Origin of the sequence: Actinomadura sp. KC06 (assembly GCF_004348735.1) — a bacterium.
Classification (GTDB): domain Bacteria; phylum Actinomycetota; class Actinomycetes; order Streptosporangiales; family Streptosporangiaceae; genus Spirillospora.
The window spans coordinates 25,621-44,924 of the sequence record NZ_SMKT01000011.1; the positions used below are offsets into that span (position 1 = coordinate 25,621).

Genomic DNA, 19,304 nt, shown 5'->3' on the forward strand with positions numbered 1-19,304 from the left:
TCCTCCCCGACGGGAACGCCGACCGGGTACCCGCGACCGTGCACCGCAAACGGCGGCGGCGCCGGAGCACACGTCAATGAATCCGCTTTATTCGGGTAATGCGTCGGCATGCGAATCGGTGTGCTGGACGTCGGGTCGAACTCCGCCCATCTCATGGTGGTGGACATCAGCGTCGGCGAGCCGCCGCGGCCGGTCACGGCGGTCAAGCGCCCGACACGGCTCGCCGAGGCGATCGACGCGGGCGGGGCCGTGGGCGGCGGCGCGGTCTGCCGCCTGGTCGGATCGGTCGGGGAGGCCGCGTGCGCCGCGACCGACCAGGGCGTCGAGGAGCTGATCGCGTTCGCCACGTCCGCGGTGCGGGACGCGACGAACCAGGACGAGATCGTCGCCCGGGTCGCGGCGGCGACCGGCGTGCGGCTCGGGTTCCTGTCCGGCCGGGACGAGGCGCGGCTGACGTTCCTCGCCGCCCGCGCCTGGTACGGATGGTCGGCCGGGCGGCTGCTGCTCGTCGACATCGGGGGCGGGTCGCTGGAGATAGCGCACGGGGACGCGCAGGAGCCGGCGCTGGCGCTGTCGCTGCCGCTGGGCGCGGGACGCCTCACCCGCGAGCATCTGCCCGGCGACCCGCCGTCCCGCAAGCACGTCCGCCGGCTGCGCCGCCGCGTGTACGAGGAGCTGTCGGAGGCCGCCGCCGAGGTGGAGCCGGGGCTGGACGGCGGGCTCCCGGTGCGGCCGGTGGCGACGTCCAAGACGTTCACGCAGCTGGCCCGCCTCACCGGGGCGCCCAGGCGCAAGGCCGGCCCGTACGCGCCGCGCGTGCTGGAGCTGGAGCGGCTGCGCGAGCAGATCCCGGTGCTGGCGTCCAGGACCGCCGCGCGCCGGGCGAAGCTGCGCGGGGTGTCCCGGCCCCGGGCGGCGCAGATCCTCGCCGGCGCGATCGTGGCCGAGGCCCTCATGACCACGTTGAAGATCAGCCGGGTGGACATCTGCCCGTGGGCGATCCGCGAGGGCCTGGTGACCCGGCGCCTGCAGGCGATGTCCGATCCCGCGGCGGCCGACGACGAGACGGCGCGCCTGACCCAGGCCGTCCCCGCCCCTCCCCCGGCGGGACGGCCGCCGCTGCGCGCGGTCCCCTAGGCTCGAATCGGGAGGACGCATGCGCAAGCTCGTGGTCACGGAGAACATCACGCTCGACGGTGTCATCGACATGGCGGAGGGCTGGTTCGACCCGCTCGCCGAGGACGTCGACCAGACCGACATCACGGCGGCGACCACCGAACACCGCGAAGCCGCCGACGCGCTCCTCGTCGGCCGGAACACCTTCGAGGCCTTCCGCGGCTTCTGGCCGAACCAGAAGGACGACCCGACGGGCGTCTCCGATTACCTCAACGCGGTGAACAAGTACGTCGTCTCCAGCATCATCCAAGACCCGGAATGGGAGAACTCCACCGTCCTGCGCGGGCCCCTCGTGGACGAGGTCAACGCGCTGAAAGTGGCCCCGGGCCGCGACATCGTCGCGACGGGCAGCGTCCAGCTCGTGCACGCGCTGATCGCCGCGGACCTGGTCGACGAATACCGGCTGTTCGTCTTTCCGGTGGTCGTCGGCCACGGAGCGCGGCTGTTCGAGACGGCGGCGGCGCGGCTGCGGCTCCTGGAGACGCGACGGTTCGTCTCCGGCGCTGTGCTGCTGCGCTACGCGCCGGAGGCCGCCCGTCCCTAGGGCGAAGGTCAGCCCAGGTCGGCGAGCTTGCGTTCCAGCACCGCGCGTTCGCGCTCGTTGCCGCACATCCGCACGGCGCGCTCCAGCTCGGAGCGCGCCTCGCCGGCGCGTCCGAGGCGGGCGAGCAGTTCGCCGCGGACGCCGGGCAGGAGGTGCGAGGTCGGCAGCGCGTCAGCGGCGGCCAGCTCGTCCACGATCGGGAGCGCCGCGGACGGCCCGTCCGCCATGGAGACCGCGACCGCCCGGTTGAGGTCGACCACCGGCGACGGCGCGAGGCGTCCGAGCGCCTCGTAGATGAGGACGATGCGCTTCCAGTTCGTCTCGTCCACCGACGGCGCGACGGCGTGGCATTCGGCGATGGCCGCCTGCAGGCCGTAGGCGCCGAGGCCCCGGCCCGCCTTCTCCGCGCGTTCGAGCGCGGCGCGGCCACGGCGGATCGCGGCGCGGTCCCAGCGGCGGCGGTCCTGGTCCTCCAGCAGGACGGGCTCGCCGCCCGGGCCGGTGCGGGCGGGGAAGCGCGCCGCGGTCAGCTCCAGCAGCGCCAGCAGGCCGTGCACCTCGGGCTCGTCCGGCACCAGCCGGCCCAGCACCCGGGCCACCCGCAGCGCCTCGCCGGCCAGGTCGAACCGGATCAGGTCGCCGCCGGAGCTGGCCGAGGACCCCTCAGTGAAGATCAGGTAGATGACGCCGAGCACCGAGCCGAGCCGCTCGGCCCGCTCCCCCGCCGGCGGCGCCGCGAACGGCACCCGCGCCGCCGCGAGCGTCTTCTTGGCCCGCGTGATGCGGGCCTGCACGGTGGCGGTCGGGACGAGCAGCGCCCTGGCGATCTCGTCGCTGGTCAGGCCGCCGACGACGCGCAGCGTGAGCGCCAGCCGCGCCTCCCGCGACAGCACCGGGTGGCAGGAGATGAACATCAGCGCCAGGACGTCGTCGTCGATCTGGTCCGGGTCCCACAGGACGTCGTCGTCGCGTGCCGGGTCGGCGGGCTCGCCGCCCGCGGCCGCGCCGCCCTCGCCCAGGTGGTGGGCGAGGACGGCGTACCGGTCGTCGAGCGCGGAGCGGCGGCGGTAGGCGTCGATCGCGCGGCGCCGCCCGACGGTGAGCAGCCATCCGGCCGGGTTGCGCGGGACGCCGTCGCGCGGCCACGTCACCAGCGCCTCGGCCAGCGCCTCCTGCGCGAGGTCCTCCGCGAGGGCGAAGTCCCCGGTGTACCGCGCGAGCGCGCCGACGATCCGGGCGGACTCGATCCGCCAGACGGCGGCCACGGCCTCACGTCCCGTCGGGCCGGCCATCTCCGCTCCTCCCGTTCAAACCGTTCAGGCCGTTCAGAGCTGGCCGTGGGCCTCGCGCCACGCCCGCTCCTTCTTGATCCACTCGTTGTCCTGGGGGAACTCGTCGATCTCGGTGACCCGGCGGATCTCGGTCTTGAAGCCGGGTCCGGTGAGCGGCTGCCGCTTGGCCCACTCGACGGCCTCCTCCTTGGACGCGACGTTGAGGATGTAGAAGCCGCCGAACAGCTCCTTCGTCTCCCCGTACGGGCCGTCGGTGACCACCGGCGGCTCGGACGAGTAGTCGACCACCACGCCCTCGTCCGCGTCGGCGAGCCCTTCCGCGGCCAGGAGGACGCCCGCGCGGATCAGCTCCTGGTTGTACTTGCCGACGGTCTCGATCATCTCGTTGAAGTCGATGTCGCCCATGTTCGCGAAGGCCTCGTCGGTGGCGCGAAAGATCAGCATGTACTTCATGGTCCTCGTCTCCCTCTGAACTCGTCCGGGCCCCTCTCCGGGACCCTCTCATCCCTAGGTCGAACGGGGGCCGGCGCGGATCGACACGGCCCCCGATCTTTTTTGGAAACCTTCCCGGCCCGCGCCGTCACCGTGCCCGGCCGGGGGTCAGGACGGCCGCCGCGAGCGCGCCCGCGGCCGCGGCGGCGGCGGCGAGGACGAACCCGTCCGTGAACCCGTCGAGCGTATCGCCGACCAGGCTGGCCGCCGCGACGCTGGAGATGACGGCGGCCCCGATGGACGCGCCGAACTCGTGGAACGTGCTGACGATCCCGGACGCGATCCCGGATTCGTGCGGCGCCACCTGGCCGAGCGCGGTCGCCGACGCGACGACGAACATCGCGCCCGTCCCGGCGCCCGCGACGGCGGTGCCGACGACGACCGTCACGGGGGTCATCGACAGGGCGGGGACGGCCATCCCGATCGCGGCGACGACCAGCCCGGCGACCGCGAGCGGACGCGCCCCCGCGCGGGCGAGGGCCCGGCCGGTGAGGTTCGCGCCGAGCATCGTCGCGACCGCGACCGGGAGGAACAGCAGGCCCGTCCGCAGGGCGCCGAAGTCCTCCGCGTGCTGGAAGTAGAACGTGCCGAGGAAGAACACCGCGATCATCAGGGCGGTCGCCATCAGGATCAGGAACGTGCCCGTGGCCACCGGGCGCCGCACCAGCAGCGCGACGTCCATCATGGGCGAACGAGCGGTCCGCTGCCGGATCACGAAGGCCACGTAGCCGGCGGCGGCGAGCAGCACCAGCGCCCCGGACGCGGCGGTGACCCAGCCGTGGTCCCCGGCGCGGATGAACGCGTAGATCAGCGACCCGGACGACGCGGTGACCAGCAGCGCGCCGAGCACGTCGAGCCGGGGGCGCGGCACGGCCACCGCCTGGCCGGGCAGCATCCGGGCGAGGGCGGCGAGGATCACCAGGCCGAGCGGCACGTTGACGTAGAAGACCCAGGGCCAGCCGGGGCCCGCGGTGAGCGCGCCGCCGAGCAGCACGCCGAGGGCCGCGCCGCCGCCGCCGAGCGCGGACCAGACGCCGAGCGCCTTGTTCCGCTCGTCGCCGTCGAACAGGCGCACTACGAAGGACAGTGCGGACGGGGACATCAGCGCGGCGCCGACCCCCTGCGCGATCCGGCCGCCGAGGAGCAGGGCAGCGCCGCCTGCGAGCCCGGTGGCCAGCGACGCAGCCGTGAAGATCAGCAGGCCGGCGAGCACCACCCGCTTGGCCCCGAACAGGTCGGCGGCCCGGCCGCCGATCAGCATCAGCCCGCCGAAGGTGAGGGTGTAGGCGCTGACCGTCCAGGTCACGGCCTGGCGGCCCAGGCCGAGGTCGGTCTCGATGTGCGGCAGCGCGATCGCGACGACGGTGACGTCGAGGATCAGCATGAGCTGCGCCACGCCGAGCAGTCCGAGGATGCGCCACCGCAGCGGGTGCGCCGCGCCGTCCCGCGCGGCCGCGTCGTGGGTCTTCTGTGTCATGTCGGGCCCTCCTTAACTCGTACACTGCCGTACAACTTCTTGGAGAGTAACACGTATTCCCGTGTACGAGTTAGGATGAATGCCATGCCCACCGCCGCTTCCGGCCGCCGCCGGCGCGCAGACGCCGAGCGCAGCATCGCCCGCATCGTCGCCGCCGCCCGCGAGAGCCTCAGCCGGGACCCGAACGCCAGCATCGACGACATCGCCAAGGCCGCCGGGGTCGGCCGGATGACGCTCTACGGCCACTTCCGCAACCGGGCCGAGCTGGTCGAGGCCGCGCTGGCGGACGCGCTGCGCGCCGGCGACGAGGTGCTGTCGGCCGTCGACCTGACCGGGGACGCGCGCGAGGCGCTCACCAGGCTGCTGGCTTCGAGCTGGTCGCTCGTGGCCGAGTCCACGGCGCTGTTGACGGCGGCGCAGGGCACGCTTCCGCCGGGACGCGTCCGCAAGCTGCACGCCGCCCCGGCGGAACGCGTGGAAGAGCTGATCCGCCGCGGTCAGGAGCAGGGCGTGTTCCGCACCGACCTGCCGATCGCCTGGCTGGTGGGCGTCCTCCAGTACGTCCTGCACGGGGCGGCGGAGGAGAACCGCACCGGACGCCTGGAGCCGGACGACACCGCCCGCATCGTCACCGCGACGGCGCTGTCGATCCTGGCCGTCCCCTCAGCGGACGGCTAGCGCACTCAGCGCCTTGGCGTACCTGAGAACGGGGACGGGCACCGTGCCGCCGGCCGAGGTGGGCGCCGCGTAGGTCATGGCGCCGGTGTTCCGCCATCCGTGGAACTCGTAGAAGCGGCGGGCCCGCGCGTTGCCGGGCACGACCGCGAGCCACGCCTCCTCGTGCTCGCCCGCGAACCGCTCCTCCGCGCTCCGCAGCAGCGCGCCGCCGACGCCCTGGCCGCGGGCCGCCCTTTCGACCGCGAGCTGGACGACCTCGCCCGCGGCGCGGGCGAGGATGATCATGCCCAGGAAGCGGCCGTCGTCGCCGGTGGCGACGATCGTGGAGTCCGCGTACGTCGCGGCGTGGACGGCGAAGTGCTCGGGGCCGCGTGCGTCCATCAGCTCGGCGGGGACGTGACCGGCGTGGCCGTCGAGCCACGCCGCGCGCCACATCGGGGCGAGCCTCGGCAGGTCGGCCGTCTCGGCGGGCCGCAGGATCATCGCCGTCACCTTCTCCCGGACGCGCTGTCACTGGCGTATCCTCTTACGACAGTTACACGGTAACCGAGCGGAGGTCACTGGTCAATTGCTTCTAGACAGTTACATGGACGCGGGCGTGCTCGTCGCCGCCGATCTCGTCAACCGGATGGTGATCCGTCCCGAACCGGGCGCGGACACGGCCGTCCTGCGCGAGGTCCTGGCGGTCGATCCGCCCTCGGCCGCGCAGCTCGCGCCCGGCCACGTGCCCGGCTTCGCCGCCCTCGCCCGCGAGCTGCACGCCGTCTTCGGCGAGCTGGGCGGCGGTGACGAGGACGCCGCCGCCGACCGGCTGAACCGGCTCCTCGCCGCGCACCCCGCCCACCCGCACCTGGCGAAAGAGGACGGACGGTGGCGCCTGCACCACCACCCCGCCGACGCGTCCCTGGTGCCGATGTGGACGTCCATCTGCGCCGAGGCCCTGGCACGGTTGCTGGGCGGCGGTCACGCCGACCGCGCCGGTTCCTGCGCCGACGACCGGTGCGGACGGGTCTTCGTCGACACCAGCCGCAACGGAAGCCGCCGCTTCTGCTCGACCACCTGCCAGAACCGCGTCAAGACCGCCGCCCTGCGCCGCCGCCGCGCCGCCGTTGACGACTAACGGGGCGTGGCGCGGGGGTAGCGGGCGTACCTGGGCAGGCCCAGGACGCGCTCGGCGATGATGTTGCGGTGCACCTCGGTGGTGCCCGCGTAGATCGCGGTGCCCTGCGCGAAGCGGTGGGCCCACTCGATGACGCCGTCCTCCAGCGCGCCGTCCTCGCCGCGCCCGATCAGCGCCTTCGGGCCGACCAGGTCGATGATGTCGGCGGAGTCGCGGATGAGCAGCTCGGACGCCAGCACCCGGCCCATCGGCGGCGGGGTGTTGCGGGACGCCTCGACGTCCAGCGCGACCTGCCCGAGCCGGGCGCGGACGAGCGGGTCGTCGATGGGACTCGCGCCGTCCGCCCGGACGTCCGTCACGGCCCAGTGGAGGGTGCGCTCCAGCAGCCGCTCCAGCGTGTGGAAGTACGTCAGCCCGGACGGGTTGATCTCCGCGAGCCCGTGCGCGTCGTCGCGGCCGATGCCGTGCTCGGCGCGCAGCGGCTCGGACAGGACGGACCAGCCGTGCCCGCGCGGCCCGAGCCGGTAGTGGTCGGGGACCTGGACGTCGCCGTAGTAGACGACGTTGGTCCGCTCGCCGCCGAGCGTGTGGACGGGCCTGATCTCGACGCCCGGCGAGTCGAGCGGCACCAGGAACATCGTGAGGCCCGAATGCTTGGACGCGTCCGGCTCGCTGCGGGCGAGCAGGAAGCTGTACTGGCAGTTCTGCGCGCCGGTGGTGAACATCTTGGAGCCGGAGATCGTCCACGTGTCGCCGTCGAGCACGGCCTTCGTCCGGACCCCGGCCAGGTCGGAGCCGGTGTCGGGCTCGGTGTAGCCGAGGCAGACGCACACCTCTCCCCTGGCGATCCTCGGCAGCACGTCCGCCTTGAGGTCGTCGTTGGCGTAGGCGCGGATGCCCGCGACCGACAGGCCGGTCGTGCCCTTGGTGATGGTCGGCGCCTCGCGGCGGCGCAGCTCGGTGTCCAGCAGATGGACGCGCAGCGGGTCTAGCCCGGCGCCGCCCTCCTCGACCGGCCAGGCGGGGAAGACCCAGCCCTTGGCGCCGAGGGCCCGGTGGAAGGCGCGGTTGTGCCCGGCGCCGGTCTCCCATTCCTCGTCCAGGACGTCCTGGGTGAGGTGCTCGTCGAGGAACCCGTCCACCTCCGTCACGAAGGCGGTGAGGTCCTCGTCCAGTTCGAGCACGCTGAAGTCCATGTTCTAACTCCTCACGCGGTCGGCGAGCAGGTCGCCGATGGCGGACAGCTCGGCCCTCGGGTCGCCGGCGAGGACGCTCCAGCCCTTGGCCCGGCGGAAGTAGAGCTGGACGTCCGACTCGACCGTGAACCCGAAGCCGCCCTGGACGTGCGTCGCGACCGTCACGGCACGGGTCGCGGCCTGCGCTGCGTAGGCGAACGCCATCGGGACCAGCTCGCGCCGGCCGCCCGGTTCGTTGGCGGCGTACCAGGCCGCCTTGCGGGCGAGGTTGCGGGCGCCGACCACCGCCGTGTGCGCGTCGGCGAGCGCGTGCGAGATCGCCTGGAAGGCGCCGATTGGCGTGTCGAACGCCGTGCGGTCCTTGACGAAGTCGAGGCCGAGCGCGAGGACGCCTTCGCCGAGTCCGGCCAGCGCGGCGGCGGTGAGCAGCTTCCACTCGCGCACCGCGCCCTCGTAGAGCTCGCGCGCCCTGTCGCCGTCCGCGAGGGCCACACGGTTGTCCGGCGAAGGATGCCACCAGGCGATCGGGGCGCGGCCCTGGTTCCCCACCGGGGGCGGCGGCTCGGCGACGTTGTGCAGGACCAGCTCGCCGCCCGTCAGAGCGATGACCGCGCCCGTGATCGCCCCGGCCGGGACGAGCTGCGCGGCGCCGTCGCCGTCCGCGGGGCGGAGCGCGAGCGTCGGGAACCGGCCCCCGGCCGCCGCGCCATCGATCCACGTGCGCGCTACGTCCGGTGCCGCGTCGGCGAGCAGCCGGAGCGCGACCGCCGCCTCGATCAGCGGGACGGGCGCGAGGTGGCGGCCGAACGCGCCCGCCACCAGCGCGAGGTCCAGGACGGACGCCCCGCCCCCGCCGAGCGCCTCGGGGAGCCCCATGGTGACCGCGCCCGTCTGGACGAGGGAGCGCCAGAGCTTCTCGTCGTACCCGAGCGGCTCGGCGTCCCGTACTCGCGAGCTTGGGCATTCCCGGAGGAAGAACTCGGCGAAGACCACCTCGACGTCCTGCTGGTCCTCGCTGAGCGTGTGGTCGTTGCGTCTGAGCTCCGGGCGGCGCGCTGTCTGCACGGCATCTCCTTCCGGTCGCCTGAAATCTACCAGTCGTCTGGTAGTTTGCCTAGACCGCGGCAGTGCGGCCGTCGACGGCGACCCGGCGGTGGGCGAACAGCCAGCGATCGCCGATCAGGGCGTATTCGTCCAGGTAGCGGCCCCAGTGGTCGAGGCCGTGCGGCATCAGGACCTGGAAGTAGCTGCGGCCTTTCGCGCGCTCGCGATCCAGCAGGTCGATCTGGTGGGTGGCCGTGAAATGCCGCACGTAGGGCGGGACGCCGCGCGCCTGCGCGGCGGCCCGCCAGCGGTCCCCGGTGCCGGTGAAGATCGTGGCGATCTCGTCGCGGCCCCGGTAGGCGCGGCCGTCGCCGACGTCCATCGTGGCGTCCGGCGCGAACAGCTCCAGGAGGTGCTCGAACCGCCCGCTGTCGCCGTTGGAGTTGTAGCGGGCCACCAGGTCGCGGATGCACTCCCGGGCGGCCAGCTCCCACGGCTCCATCAGGACGGCCGCTCGGCGGCGCGCGACGCGGCGCGTTCGGCGGCGCGCGTCGGGGCGCGCCACGGGTCGTGCTCGGGCGGCTCGTCGCTCAGCCGGAACTGGGGCAGCGCCAGGCCGTCGCCGAGCTCGGTGAAGCACACCCGGACGCGCAGCCCGATCGCGACGTTCGCCTCGTCCTCGGGACGGGAAGGGTCGCCGCCGTCCACCAGGTTCGCGATCTTGCGCAGCGAGACGGACTCGTCCTCGGCGCCGCCGCGCCACGGCACGCCGCGCTGCTCGTCCAGCTCGACCAGCACCACCGGGTACGGCACCCAGTCGGCGAACGCGGGGTTCACCGCCCGCGCGACGATCTGGTAGCTGTAGATCACCCCGGTGCCGGCGACCGCCTGCCACTCCCACTCCAGGCCCGTGCAGAACGGGCACGCCGCGCCGATCTGCCCGCGCATCAGCCCGCAGCCCGCGGCCGTGCAGCGCTGCACGACCAGCTCGCCGCGCCCGGCCGCCTCGAAGTACCCGCGGTGCTCCGAGCCCGCCGGGTCCGCCGCGATGTCGAAGCCCTTGTAGACCGCCACCGCTACCTCCTCATGATCAGCGCGCTGGACACCGCCGGGGTCCCCCAGCCCATGTTCATCGCCAGCTCCACGTCCCGGACCTGGCGGCAGCCGCCCTCGGCGTGGTCGTAGGTGTGCCGCCCCTCGCGCCAGCCCGGGCAGGAGTCGTCGGCCTGGTGGCGGAGCTGCCGGACGTTCTCGATCACCAGGTTCATGCCGTGCGTGTAGCCCTCGCAGAGCTGCCCGCCGCTGGTGTTGTTCGGACGCGCCCCGCCCAGCTCGATCGTCCCGCCGGACACGTACTCGCCGCCCTCGCCCTCCCCGCAGAACCCGTACCCCTCGAACAGCAGCACGGGTGTGAAGGTGAAGGCGTCGTAGCAACCGGTGAGCTGGACGTCGGCGGGCTCGACCCCGGCGTTGCGGAACGCGATCCGCCCGCCGTAGTAGCCGGCCTGTCTGGTGATCGGGTCGCACTGGTAGTGGGCGAGCGGGTCCTGGTACGGCTTGTTGGCCCGTCCGACCACGGACATGATGTGCACCGGACGCTGCCGCAGGTCACGCGCCCGGTCGGCGGACGTCACGATCACGCAGGTCGCGTTGTCGGTCTCGACGCAGCAGTCCAGCAGGTGGCAGGCGGGCTTGACGATCCACCGCGAGTCGAGCACGTCGTCGACGGTCACGCGCTCGCGGTAGTACGCCCTCGGGTTGTTGGACGCGTGCTTGGCGTGCGCCACCTTGACGTGCGCGAGCTGCTCGTTCGTCGTCCCGTAGGTCTGCATGTGCCGCGCGAACGTGAACTGGAACCGCTGGGCGGGGCTGCCGATGCCGTACGGCGTCGTGTCGAGCGCGTCGCCGACGAGCCGTGCCGGGCCCGGCCCGGTCGGTGCGGGACGGCCGCCCATCCGCAGCGACGAGTAGCCGTTCATCGACCGGAACACCGCGACCGTGTGGCACATGCCCGCCTCGATCGCGCCCATCGCCAGCCCGATGATCGTCTCGGTGCTGGATCCGCCGCCGTAGGTGTCGGTGTAGAAGTTGAGCCGGACGCCGAGGTCGGTCGCGATCGTCTGGGACAGCGTCGAGTCGCCGACCTGGTAGCAGAGCATCCCGTCGACGTCGGACGCGTCCAGCCCCGCGTCGTTCATCGCGGCGCGGACCGCCTCCACGCCCATGCTCCGGGTGGTGCGTCCCGAGCCGCGCACGTAGGCGGTCTCCCCCACCCCGACGATGCAGTACTTGTCCTTGAGGCCGCCCATCAGCCGTCTCCCGTCCGCGCGATCACCTCGTCGGCGAAGCGCTTGATGCCGTCCAGAACGTCCTCCCTGGTGATACGCCCGTCGTGTTCCCGCACCGGGGACGCGATGACGCGTGTCACGCCCAGTTCCTCCGCGCGGCGCACGGTGTCGACGTCGCCGGGCACGCTGCAGGTGACCTCGAACGGCTCGTCCGAGCGGCCCGCCTCCCCTCGGGCCGCGCGCACCACCGCGAGCATGCGGGCGACGTCGTCGAGGTCCTTCGCGCCGATCTCGATCCAGCCGTCGCCGAGGCGGCCCGCCCTGCGCAGCGCCGGCGGGGACGTGCCGCCGACCTCCACCGGGATGCCGCGTCCGGCGCCGCGCCGCTGCACCGGCTTGGGCTCGAACGCGACCGGCCCGAACGCGTAGTGGCGGCCTTTGTGAGTGATGGTCTCCTCGCTCCAGAGGCGGCGCAGCAGCGGGATGATCTCGTCGGTGCGGCTTCCCCGGTCGCGGAACGACTGGCCGACGATGCCGAACTCCTCCTCCAGCCAGCCCACCCCGACGCCGAGCGTGACGCGTCCGCCCGACACGCGGTCGACCGTCACCACGGACCGCGCGGTGGCGATCGGGTGCCGCAGCGGCAGGACGTACACGTTCGTCGCCAGCCGGATCCGCTCGGTCGAGGCGGCGATGGCCGCGAGGACCACCCACGGGTCGTACATCGGGGTGCGGGGCTCGATCGGGGGACGACCGTCCGGGGTGTAGAGGTAGGTCGCCGGGAGCTCGGCGGGGAGCACCAGATGCTCGGGCACCCACACCGACTCGTAGCCGTGCTCCTCCGCCAGCCGCGCGGCCTCCGGCTGGTGCCGCGGACTCAGCCCGTACATCGGCAGACCGAACTTCATGTCCCGTTCCTCCCGTACGACGGTGCGCAAGGCGATCCTATATCTACCAGACGGTTGGTTGACTAGCCGGATCGGGGGATGGCATCGTGAGGACATGCCGACACAGCGGATCCTCACGACCCCGACGCCGGTCCCCGAGGCGATCGCCACGGTCCTCGCCGAGGCCGGGATCGACACGGTCTTCGGCGTCCCCGGCGGCGAGACGGGCCGGATCTTCACCGCGCTGGAGAAGTACCGCGACTCCATCCGCACGATCGTCGTCCGGCAGGAGTCGCTGGCCAGCGCGATGGCCGAGGTGTACGGACGGCTCACCGGCCGTCCCGGCGTGCTCATCGGCCAGGGCCCCTGGGTGCTCGGCTACGGCGTGATCGGCACGCTCGAGGCGCACCTGTCGAGCAGCCCGATGCTCCTGCTGACCGACTTCTCCGACGGCGCCGGGCTCACCCAGCACGGCTCGTACCAGACGGGCACCGGCGAGTACGGGAACTGGGACGCGCGGCAGAGCTTCGCCGGCATCACCAAGGAGGTCGTGGACGCACGCGGCCCAGCCGAGGCGGTGCACGGCACGCAGCTGGCGATCCGGCACGCGCTGACCGGGCAGCGGGGGCCGGTCGCCGTCCTGTACTCGGGCGCGGCGCTCCGCGGAGACGTCGGGCCCGAGTCGCGGCCCCGCCTCTACCCGACCGCCGGGTACCTGCCGCAGCCGTCCCCGCCCGCCTCCGCCGAGCGCGTCGAGGCCGCGGCCGCAGCCGTCGCCTCGGCGCACCGGCCGGTCGTGATCGCCGGGAACGGCGTGCGGATCGCGCGGGCCGAGGACGCGCTGCGCCGCTTCGCCGAGACGCTCGGCGCGCCCGTCGTCACCAGCCCGTCCGGGAAGGGCTGCATCGCCGAGACGCACGACCTCGCGCTCGGCGTGTACGGCACCTTCGGCACCGAGGCCGCGAACGCGGCGGTCGGCGGCGCAGACACGGTGATCGCGGTCGGCACCAAGCTCAGCTCCGGCGACACCGCGATGGAGAACCCGGCCCTGCTCGACCCGGAGCGGCAGACGCTCGTCCACGTGGACGTGGAGCCGCTCAACGCCGGACGGTCGTTCCCGAGCGAGCACGTCCTGCTCGGCGACGCCGCCGCCACGCTCGACCGCCTCACCGAGGCGCTCGGCGGGGGCGGGACCGGAGGCGGCCGGGAGCGCGTGGCGGAGCTGCGGGAACGGCACGGGCACTTCGACCATCCGGCGGCCGCGTCCGGCGCCGTCCCGATCATGCCGCAGCGGCTCATCGCCGAGCTGTCCCGCGCGATCGGCGACGACGGCATCGTGACCTGCGACGCGGGCGAGAACCGCATCTTCATGACGCACTACTACCGGACGCCGAACGCGGGCGGCTTCCTGCAGGCCGCCGGGATCGGGCCGATGGGCTACGCGATCCCGTCCGCGCTGGGCGCCAAGCTCGTCCACCCCGGCCGGCGCGTCGCCGCGGTCACCGGCGACGGCGGCTTCGCGATGACCATGAACGGCCTGATGACGGCGGTCGAGCACGGCATCCCCATCGTCACCGTCGTGTTCAACAACGCGGCGCTGGGGTGGGTCGTGCACGGCGGCTCGTCGGTGTCCCATTTCAACGACTTCGACCATGCGGCGATCGCCCGGTCGATGGGCTGCCGGGGCGTCCGCGTGGACGACCCGGCGCACCTCGGCGACGCGCTGCGCGAGGCGTTCGCCGAGGACGCGCTGCCCACCGTCGTCGACGTCCGGATCTCGATGGAGACGTCGTTCCGCGATGTCACGTCACCCCTGGTGCGTGCTTGAGGAAGGAGAGAGGACCCATGCCCCTGGCCTCGAAGGACGCCTGCGCGCGGGACCAGCGCTGCCCCGACTGGTGCACGCTGGACCACTCCGGGACGCGGACGGCGCTGCTGCACGAGAGCGAGACGCAGGGCCTGTCCCTGTCGCACCGCCACGACGTGCGGCTGCCCGAGTCGGTCGACGTCAGGGTCGTGCAGTACGAGCCGGACGAGACCGGCGACGCCGGTGAGGCCGCGCCGTCGGTGGAGCTGACCTACCACGTCGGCTCCCGCTACCGGGTGATCAGCCTGTCGCCGTACGAGGCGCGGCAGCTCGCCGGCGTCCTGCTGGCCTGCGCCGACCACACCGACGGCTAGCCCGCCGCTTATCCGAATGGCCGCCTCCGGGATCTCCGGCGGCGGCCATTCGGATGAGCGGGGCCTTGTGAGCGGGCCTGGAATCCGCCGCTAGGCGGGGGCCTCGGCGGTGTCCTTCTGGGCGGGCTTGACGGGCGGGGCCGAGCGCCAGTCCGGGATGCCGTGCTCGGGGGTGGCGACGATGCTCTCGCCCTTGGTCTCGTTCGACCAGTGCGCGTGGTTGAGCTCGTGCAGCGTGAAGCAGGAGTTCAGCGAGTTGTAGAAGCCCATGTTGTCGACGGTCTGGTTCACCGACTCCTTGATCAGCAGCGCGGCCATGGTGGGGAGCGCCGCGATCCGCCGGGCCAGCGCGACCGTCTCGTCGCCGAGCCGGTCGGGGGCGAACACCTTGCTGACCATGCCGAGCCGGTGCGCCTCGTGGACGTCGATCGAGTCGCCCGTGAGCAGCAGCTCCTTGGCCTTGCGCGGGCCGAACTCCCACGGGTGGCCGAAGTACTCGACGCCGCACATGCCGAGCCGGGTGCCGACGACGTCCGCGAACTTGACCTCGTCGTCGGCGACGATCAGGTCGCACGCCCACATCAGCATCAGCCCGGCCGCGTAGACGGTGCCGTGCACCTGCGCGATGGTGATCTTGCGGAGGTTGCGCCAGCGGCGGGTGTTCTCGAAGAAGTAGTGCCACTCCTGGAGCATCATCTTCTCGATGCCGGTGCGGGAGCCGCCGTTGATCCGCGTGGTCGGGTGCTGGTCCGGGCCCGGGCTGTACTCGGCGCGGGCCTCGGCCGAGCCGATGTCGTGGCCGGACGAGAACATCGGGCCCACCCCGCCGAGGATGACGACGCGGACGGTGTCGTCCTGCTCGGCGCGCAGGAAGGCGTCGTTCAGCTCGACCAGCAGGCCGCGGCTCTGCGCGTTGCGGGTCTTCGGCCGGTTCAGCAGGATCCGGACGATCGTCCCGCCGTCGAGCTCCTCGTACGTGACGAACTTGTAGTCGGGCTTCTCGGTCACGGCATGCTCTCTTCCTGTTCGCCGAGCAGGTCCGCGCGCAGGTCGCGGCGGAGCAGCTTGCCCGTGTCGGTGTAGGGCAGTCCGGTGCGGAATGCCACGTGCTCGGGGGTGCGGGACGAGCGGAGCCGCGCCCGCACCCACTCCTGGAGTTCCGCGCCCTCGGTCTTCTGGCCGTCGCGGAGCACCACGGCGGCGACGACGCGTTCGCCCCATTCGGTGTCGGGGAGGCCGACGACGGCGGCGTCCGCGACGGCGGGATGCGCGGTGAGGACGTCCTCGATCTCGCCGGGCGAGATGTTCTCGCCGCCGCGGACGATCACGTCGTCCAGGCGGCCCTCGACGTACAGGTAGCCGGCGCCGTCGAGGCGGCCCTCGTCCCTGGTCGGGAACCAGCCGTCCGCGCGGATGGCGCGGCGGTCCAGGTACTCGCCCGCGACCTGCTCGCCGCGGACCCAGATCTCCCCGGCCGCGCCCGCCGGAACCGGCCGCCCGGACGGGTCGCGGATCTCGACCTCCACCGACGGCACCGGGACGCCGACCGAGCCCAGCCGCCGCCGGACGTCCGGGTCCGCGCTCCCCATCGCCGCGCGGTGGTCGCCGGGGCCGAGGACCGCGATCGTGGAGCTGGTCTCCGTCAGCCCGTACGCGTTGACGAACTCCACGTGCGGGAGCAGCCGCATCGCGCGCTCGATCACCGGCACCGGCATCCGGCCGCCGCCGTACGACAGCGTCCGCAGCGCGCGCAGCGGGCCCGTGCGCTCGGGGAGCGCGTCGAGGATCCGGCCGAGCATGGTCGGCACCACCATCGCGTGCGTGACGCGCTCCCGCTCGGCCAGCCGCACCCATTCGCGCGGGTCGAACGACGGGAGCTGCACGATGCGGCGTCCCGCGTAGACCGAGGTCAGGACGGCCGAGATGCCCGCGATGTGGTATGGCGGGACGCTCACCAGGGTCGCCTCGTCCTCCTCCGCGCCCATGAACTCCACCGTCGACACCACGTAGGACGCCAGGTGCCGGTGCCGGAGCACGGCGGCCTTCGGTTCGCCGGTGGTGCCGCTGGTGAACAGCAGCACCGCGATCCCTTCGGGATCCGCGCCCGACGGGACGGGACCCTGATCGGTGGCGGCGGCGTCGAGGAACGTCGCCGTGTCCACCGGGGCGAGCGCGTCTTGCAGGGAGCGGACCCGTCCGGTGGAGGCGGGGTCGGTGACCGCGACGCCGGGGACGACGCGGCGCAGCACGGCCGCGAGGCGCTCGTCGGCCAGCCGGTAGTTGAGCGGCGCCATCGGCATCCCGGCGAACGCGGCGCCAAAGAGGAGCAGCGGGACGGCCGGCGAGTTCACGCCCACCAGAACGGCGTGGCGGGCGTCCCGTCCGGCGAGCCAGGCGCCGGCCCGCCGGGAGCGCTCGTGCAATTGCTCATACGTCAGCGTCTCGGCGGGATGGCCGTGCCGAGGGCCGAGCGCGACGCGGTCGCCGAAGCCGTCGGCGGCCATCTGGAGCAGGAGTGCGACGTCCATCGGCCGGCTCAGTCGGAGGACGGCAGCGGCTTGGCGTCCTTGATGCCGAGCGGCTCCTCCGCCTCCGCGAGCGACCCCGCGCCCGCCTTGGTGCACAGCAGCTCGAACCGCCCGCCGGCGCCGACGTAGCGCTTGCCGAGCAGGACGCCGTCCGCGAAGCCGGGATCTGGCGCGGCGCCGGGCTCCGCCGTCGCGTCGATGGCGATCATCGGACGGCCGCCGCAGCGCAGGTCCACCTCCTCGCCGCTCGACCTGACCACCACGACCTCGGCGTCGCACACCGCGCTGCGCAGGCGCGAACCGATGCTCAATATCACTGCAGACCCCCTCCGACCGGTGAGAACCCGGCCCGCGGCATCTCACGAACGAACGATTAAACAACCAACCGTCTGGTAGATATGTTAGGGCCGGGCGAGCGGATTCGCCAGGGCCGGGGCCAGGAGAGGGCCGAGAGAGGGAGCGGAACGTTGTTCGAGATCGGCAGGTTCTACCACGCGATCCACATGGTCTCCGACCTGGACGCCGCGGACGGCTGGTACGACCGGGTGTTCGGCGTCGAGCGCTTCTACAAGGGCCATCTGGCCGTCGAGAAGCGGGACGCGTCGCTCGTCGTCATCGCCGACTTCGTGATGGAGCCGATGATGTCCAGCCGGCTGCCGGGCGCCGAGGCGACCCCGGTCGGCAGGTTCTACGCGAGGTTCGGCCAGCACCTCCACTCGCTGGCCTGGTACGTCAAGGACCTGCGGGGCCTCTACGAGCGGCTGCGCTCGGCGGGCGTGCGCGTGACCGGGCCGGGCGGCTCGGACATGGAGTCGGAGGAGTTCCCCGGCTCCCTCTACACCCACCCGAGGGACAGCCACGGCGCCATCGAGTTCGTGGACGTCGAAGCCGTGAGCGGCCTGGAGGACCCGCGGTTCCGTCCCGGGTTCTCGACGTCCTACTGGAGCGACGTGCATCCGCTGGGCGTCGAGCGCGTCGCGTACATGACCGTGGTCGTCCGCGACCTGGAGCGGGCGGTCGCGTTCTACGCGGGCGCGCTCGGCGGCGAGGTGCTGCACCGGGGCCGGGGCGCGGACGCCACCGACAGTGTCTTCGTGCACGTCGGCGAGGACACGGTCATCGAGCTGGCCCGTCCGGACGGCGAGGAGAGCCGGGCCGGACGCGACCTCGCCCGCAACGGCGAGATCATGCACTCGGTCACGTTCAAGGTCCGCGACCTGGACGCCGCGCGGAAGCATCTCGCGTCGTGCGGGGTGCGGATCGCCGAGCGCCAGTCCGACGACCTCGTCCTCGACCCGGACGACTGCTTCGGGGCCGTCCTGCGGCTCACGGAGAGCTGACACACCGGCCGTGGCGTCGCCGAGGTCCCCCGTCCTCCGGCGATGCCACGGCCGATCCCCCCCGGTCAGCCGAGGGTGACGTTCGCGCGGGCCCTGCCCACGAGCTCCGGCATGACGGCGGCGAGCTCGTCAGGGTCCCAGCGCTTCCCCTTGTCGACGGTGGGGCCCTCGTTCCAGCCTTCGAGGACGCTGATCCGGCCGCCGTGGACGTTGAAGACGCGCCCGGTGACGTCCTTGGACCCGGTCCCGGCGAGCCAGGCCACCAGCGGCGCGATGTTCTCGGGGTCGAACGGGTCGAAGTCGTCGCGGGCGGCCATCCGCTCCTGCCCGCGCGGCGTGATCATGCGGGTGCGCGCGGACGGGGACACCGCGTTGACCGTGACGCCGTAGCGGGCCAGCTCCAGCGACGCGATGATCGTGAACCCGGCGATGCCGGCCTTGGCGGCGCCGTAGTTGCTCTGCCCGGTGTTGCCGAACAGGCCGGAGACCGACGAGGTGTTGATGATGCGGGCGTCCACCGGCTCGCCCGCCTTGGAGCGTTCCCGCCAGTGCCGGGCCGCCTCGCGGGCGACCAGGAACGTGCCCCGCAGGTGGACGGCGATGACGGAGTCCCACTCGTCCTCGGTCATGTTGACGATGGTGCGGTCGCGCAGGATGCCCGCGTTGTTCACCACGGCGTGCAGCGCGCCGAAGCTGTCGAGGGCCAGCCGGACGAGGCCGGCGGCGCCGTCGGCGGTGGAGACGTCGTGACCGCTGGGCACGGCCTCTCCCCCGGCCGCGATGATCTCCTCGGCGACCTCCTTGGCCGCGGCCGAGTCGGGGTTCGCGCCGTGCACGTCGCCGCCGAGGTCGTTGACCACGACCCGGGCGCCCTGGCGCGCGAGTTCCAGCGCGTGCCCGCGGCCGATGCCGCGTCCCGCGCCGGTGACCACCGCCACCCGGCCTTCGCACATCCTCGCCACTGCCGTTCTCCTCATCATCGAAGTCGGAGGAGGGCGACCCCTCCAGCCGGGGCGGTCGCGGGACGCGCCCGGGGCCGCCCGCCCTCTGCTAGACTACCA

21 protein-coding genes are annotated in these 19,304 nt (G+C 73.1%); 7 read left to right on the forward strand and 14 right to left on the reverse strand.

Annotation, left to right across the window (positions count from 1 at the left end; all coding sequences use genetic code 11):
• Nucleotides 1–108 precede the first annotated feature (108 nt).
• On the forward strand, nucleotides 109–1,137 hold the full coding sequence (locus tag E1287_RS05935; protein WP_131963801.1) for a hypothetical protein: 1,029 nt from the start codon (nucleotides 109–111) through the stop codon (nucleotides 1,135–1,137).
• Between the two features lie 19 nt (nucleotides 1,138–1,156).
• Nucleotides 1,157–1,720 (forward strand): dihydrofolate reductase family protein, encoded by a 564-nt coding sequence (locus E1287_RS05940; protein ID WP_131963802.1) that lies wholly within the window; start codon nucleotides 1,157–1,159, stop codon nucleotides 1,718–1,720.
• A gap of 8 nt (nucleotides 1,721–1,728) precedes the next feature.
• Here the strand turns inward: E1287_RS05940 and E1287_RS05945 are convergent, their stop codons facing one another.
• The 3 genes from E1287_RS05945 to E1287_RS05955 all read right to left on the reverse strand — a co-directional run bounded on the left by E1287_RS05945 (nucleotide 1,729) and on the right by E1287_RS05955 (nucleotide 4,981).
• Nucleotides 1,729–3,012 carry a DUF6596 domain-containing protein gene (locus E1287_RS05945; protein ID WP_131963803.1) on the reverse strand — a complete coding sequence of 428 codons (1,284 nt, stop codon included), beginning with the start codon at nucleotides 3,010–3,012 and terminating at the stop codon, nucleotides 1,729–1,731.
• Between the two features lie 33 nt (nucleotides 3,013–3,045).
• On the reverse strand, nucleotides 3,046–3,465 hold the full coding sequence (locus tag E1287_RS05950; RefSeq protein ID WP_131963804.1) for a YciI family protein: 420 nt from the start codon (nucleotides 3,463–3,465) through the stop codon (nucleotides 3,046–3,048).
• Nucleotides 3,466–3,592: 127 nt separating this feature from the next.
• Nucleotides 3,593–4,981, reverse strand: a complete 1,389-nt coding sequence (locus tag E1287_RS05955; RefSeq protein WP_131963805.1) for an MFS transporter — start codon at nucleotides 4,979–4,981, stop codon at nucleotides 3,593–3,595.
• Nucleotides 4,982–5,065: 84 nt separating this feature from the next.
• Between E1287_RS05955 and E1287_RS05960 the strand changes: the two genes are divergently transcribed.
• On the forward strand, nucleotides 5,066–5,659 hold the full coding sequence (locus E1287_RS05960; protein ID WP_131963806.1) for a TetR/AcrR family transcriptional regulator: 594 nt from the start codon (nucleotides 5,066–5,068) through the stop codon (nucleotides 5,657–5,659).
• On the opposite strand, the gene E1287_RS05965 is transcribed toward E1287_RS05960, so the two are convergent.
• The gene (locus E1287_RS05965; RefSeq protein WP_131963807.1) at nucleotides 5,645–6,142 is read right to left on the reverse strand and encodes a GNAT family N-acetyltransferase; all 498 of its coding nucleotides are present in this window, start codon (nucleotides 6,140–6,142) and stop codon (nucleotides 5,645–5,647) included. The two genes, E1287_RS05960 and E1287_RS05965, sit on opposite strands and share 15 nt — an antisense overlap.
• A gap of 85 nt (nucleotides 6,143–6,227) precedes the next feature.
• On the opposite strand from E1287_RS05965, the gene E1287_RS45425 reads away from it, so the two are divergent.
• Nucleotides 6,228–6,779 carry a CGNR zinc finger domain-containing protein gene (locus E1287_RS45425; RefSeq protein ID WP_243718674.1) on the forward strand — a complete coding sequence of 184 codons (552 nt, stop codon included), beginning with the start codon at nucleotides 6,228–6,230 and terminating at the stop codon, nucleotides 6,777–6,779.
• On the opposite strand, the gene E1287_RS05975 is transcribed toward E1287_RS45425, so the two are convergent.
• From E1287_RS05975 to E1287_RS06000, 6 genes are read right to left on the reverse strand one after another with little or no spacing between them, the layout of a single operon-like run.
• Complete coding sequence (locus E1287_RS05975) at nucleotides 6,776–7,975, reverse strand: acyl-CoA dehydrogenase family protein (RefSeq protein ID WP_131963808.1); 1,200 nt, start codon at nucleotides 7,973–7,975, stop codon at nucleotides 6,776–6,778. The genes E1287_RS45425 and E1287_RS05975 overlap by 4 nt on opposite strands.
• Nucleotides 7,976–7,978: 3 nt before the next feature.
• Nucleotides 7,979–9,040, reverse strand: coding sequence for an acyl-CoA dehydrogenase (locus tag E1287_RS05980; protein WP_131963809.1), 1,062 nt, complete (start codon nucleotides 9,038–9,040; stop codon nucleotides 7,979–7,981).
• Nucleotides 9,041–9,089: 49 nt separating this feature from the next.
• Nucleotides 9,090–9,521: a nuclear transport factor 2 family protein gene (locus E1287_RS05985; RefSeq protein ID WP_165968896.1), complete on the reverse strand. Its 432-nt coding sequence runs from the start codon at nucleotides 9,519–9,521 to the stop codon at nucleotides 9,090–9,092.
• Nucleotides 9,521–10,093, reverse strand: coding sequence for an OB-fold domain-containing protein (locus E1287_RS05990; RefSeq protein WP_131963811.1), 573 nt, complete (start codon nucleotides 10,091–10,093; stop codon nucleotides 9,521–9,523). The genes E1287_RS05985 and E1287_RS05990 overlap by 1 nt, the downstream gene beginning before the upstream one ends.
• A gap of 2 nt (nucleotides 10,094–10,095) precedes the next feature.
• The gene (locus E1287_RS05995; protein ID WP_131963812.1) at nucleotides 10,096–11,328 is read right to left on the reverse strand and encodes a thiolase; all 1,233 of its coding nucleotides are present in this window, start codon (nucleotides 11,326–11,328) and stop codon (nucleotides 10,096–10,098) included.
• Nucleotides 11,328–12,215, reverse strand: a complete 888-nt coding sequence (locus E1287_RS06000) for an LLM class F420-dependent oxidoreductase (RefSeq protein ID WP_165968897.1) — start codon at nucleotides 12,213–12,215, stop codon at nucleotides 11,328–11,330. Before E1287_RS06000 ends, E1287_RS05995 begins: the two co-directional genes overlap by 1 nt.
• Nucleotides 12,216–12,309: 94 nt before the next feature.
• Between E1287_RS06000 and E1287_RS06005 the strand changes: the two genes are divergently transcribed.
• Together E1287_RS06005 and E1287_RS06010 are read left to right on the forward strand one after the other, a co-directional pair.
• On the forward strand, nucleotides 12,310–14,022 hold the full coding sequence (locus E1287_RS06005; RefSeq protein ID WP_165968898.1) for a thiamine pyrophosphate-binding protein: 1,713 nt from the start codon (nucleotides 12,310–12,312) through the stop codon (nucleotides 14,020–14,022).
• Between the two features lie 17 nt (nucleotides 14,023–14,039).
• Nucleotides 14,040–14,375: a hypothetical protein gene (locus E1287_RS06010; protein ID WP_131963815.1), complete on the forward strand. Its 336-nt coding sequence runs from the start codon at nucleotides 14,040–14,042 to the stop codon at nucleotides 14,373–14,375.
• A 90-nt stretch (nucleotides 14,376–14,465) separates the two neighbouring features.
• Here E1287_RS06010 and E1287_RS06015 read toward each other — a convergent pair whose 3' ends face one another.
• The 3 genes from E1287_RS06015 to E1287_RS06025 are packed head-to-tail and all read right to left on the reverse strand — an operon-like array spanning nucleotide 14,466 to nucleotide 17,214.
• The gene (locus tag E1287_RS06015) at nucleotides 14,466–15,383 is read right to left on the reverse strand and encodes an enoyl-CoA hydratase (RefSeq protein WP_131963816.1); all 918 of its coding nucleotides are present in this window, start codon (nucleotides 15,381–15,383) and stop codon (nucleotides 14,466–14,468) included.
• Nucleotides 15,380–16,903: a class I adenylate-forming enzyme family protein gene (locus E1287_RS06020; RefSeq protein ID WP_131963817.1), complete on the reverse strand. Its 1,524-nt coding sequence runs from the start codon at nucleotides 16,901–16,903 to the stop codon at nucleotides 15,380–15,382. The genes E1287_RS06015 and E1287_RS06020 overlap by 4 nt, the downstream gene beginning before the upstream one ends.
• Before the next feature lie 8 nt (nucleotides 16,904–16,911).
• The gene (locus E1287_RS06025; RefSeq protein ID WP_207934037.1) at nucleotides 16,912–17,214 is read right to left on the reverse strand and encodes a hypothetical protein; all 303 of its coding nucleotides are present in this window, start codon (nucleotides 17,212–17,214) and stop codon (nucleotides 16,912–16,914) included.
• A gap of 156 nt (nucleotides 17,215–17,370) precedes the next feature.
• Between E1287_RS06025 and E1287_RS06030 the strand changes: the two genes are divergently transcribed.
• Nucleotides 17,371–18,243: a VOC family protein gene (locus E1287_RS06030; RefSeq protein ID WP_165968899.1), complete on the forward strand. Its 873-nt coding sequence runs from the start codon at nucleotides 17,371–17,373 to the stop codon at nucleotides 18,241–18,243.
• Between the two features lie 65 nt (nucleotides 18,244–18,308).
• Here E1287_RS06030 and E1287_RS06035 read toward each other — a convergent pair whose 3' ends face one another.
• Nucleotides 18,309–19,196, reverse strand: coding sequence for an SDR family oxidoreductase (locus E1287_RS06035; protein WP_243718676.1), 888 nt, complete (start codon nucleotides 19,194–19,196; stop codon nucleotides 18,309–18,311).
• Nucleotides 19,197–19,304: the final 108 nt, after the last annotated feature.

Coding starts and splice junctions, on each gene's coding strand:
- E1287_RS05935 (WP_131963801.1), top strand. CDS start 109: ATGCGAATCGGTGTGCTGGACGTCGGGTCGAACTCCGCCCATCTCATG.
- E1287_RS05940 (WP_131963802.1), top strand. CDS start 1,157: ATGCGCAAGCTCGTGGTCACGGAGAACATCACGCTCGACGGTGTCATC.
- E1287_RS05945 (WP_131963803.1), bottom strand. CDS start 3,012: ATGGCCGGCCCGACGGGACGTGAGGCCGTGGCCGCCGTCTGGCGGATC.
- E1287_RS05950 (WP_131963804.1), bottom strand. CDS start 3,465: ATGAAGTACATGCTGATCTTTCGCGCCACCGACGAGGCCTTCGCGAAC.
- E1287_RS05955 (WP_131963805.1), bottom strand. CDS start 4,981: ATGACACAGAAGACCCACGACGCGGCCGCGCGGGACGGCGCGGCGCAC.
- E1287_RS05960 (WP_131963806.1), top strand. CDS start 5,066: ATGCCCACCGCCGCTTCCGGCCGCCGCCGGCGCGCAGACGCCGAGCGC.
- E1287_RS05965 (WP_131963807.1), bottom strand. CDS start 6,142: ATGATCCTGCGGCCCGCCGAGACGGCCGACCTGCCGAGGCTCGCCCCG.
- E1287_RS05975 (WP_131963808.1), bottom strand. CDS start 7,975: ATGGACTTCAGCGTGCTCGAACTGGACGAGGACCTCACCGCCTTCGTG.
- E1287_RS05985 (WP_165968896.1), bottom strand. CDS start 9,521: ATGGAGCCGTGGGAGCTGGCCGCCCGGGAGTGCATCCGCGACCTGGTG.
- E1287_RS05995 (WP_131963812.1), bottom strand. CDS start 11,328: ATGGGCGGCCTCAAGGACAAGTACTGCATCGTCGGGGTGGGGGAGACC.
- E1287_RS06000 (WP_165968897.1), bottom strand. CDS start 12,215: ATGAAGTTCGGTCTGCCGATGTACGGGCTGAGTCCGCGGCACCAGCCG.
- E1287_RS06005 (WP_165968898.1), top strand. CDS start 12,310: ATGCCGACACAGCGGATCCTCACGACCCCGACGCCGGTCCCCGAGGCG.
- E1287_RS06010 (WP_131963815.1), top strand. CDS start 14,040: ATGCCCCTGGCCTCGAAGGACGCCTGCGCGCGGGACCAGCGCTGCCCC.
- E1287_RS06020 (WP_131963817.1), bottom strand. CDS start 16,903: ATGGACGTCGCACTCCTGCTCCAGATGGCCGCCGACGGCTTCGGCGAC.
- E1287_RS06035 (WP_243718676.1), bottom strand. CDS start 19,196: ATGTGCGAAGGCCGGGTGGCGGTGGTCACCGGCGCGGGACGCGGCATC.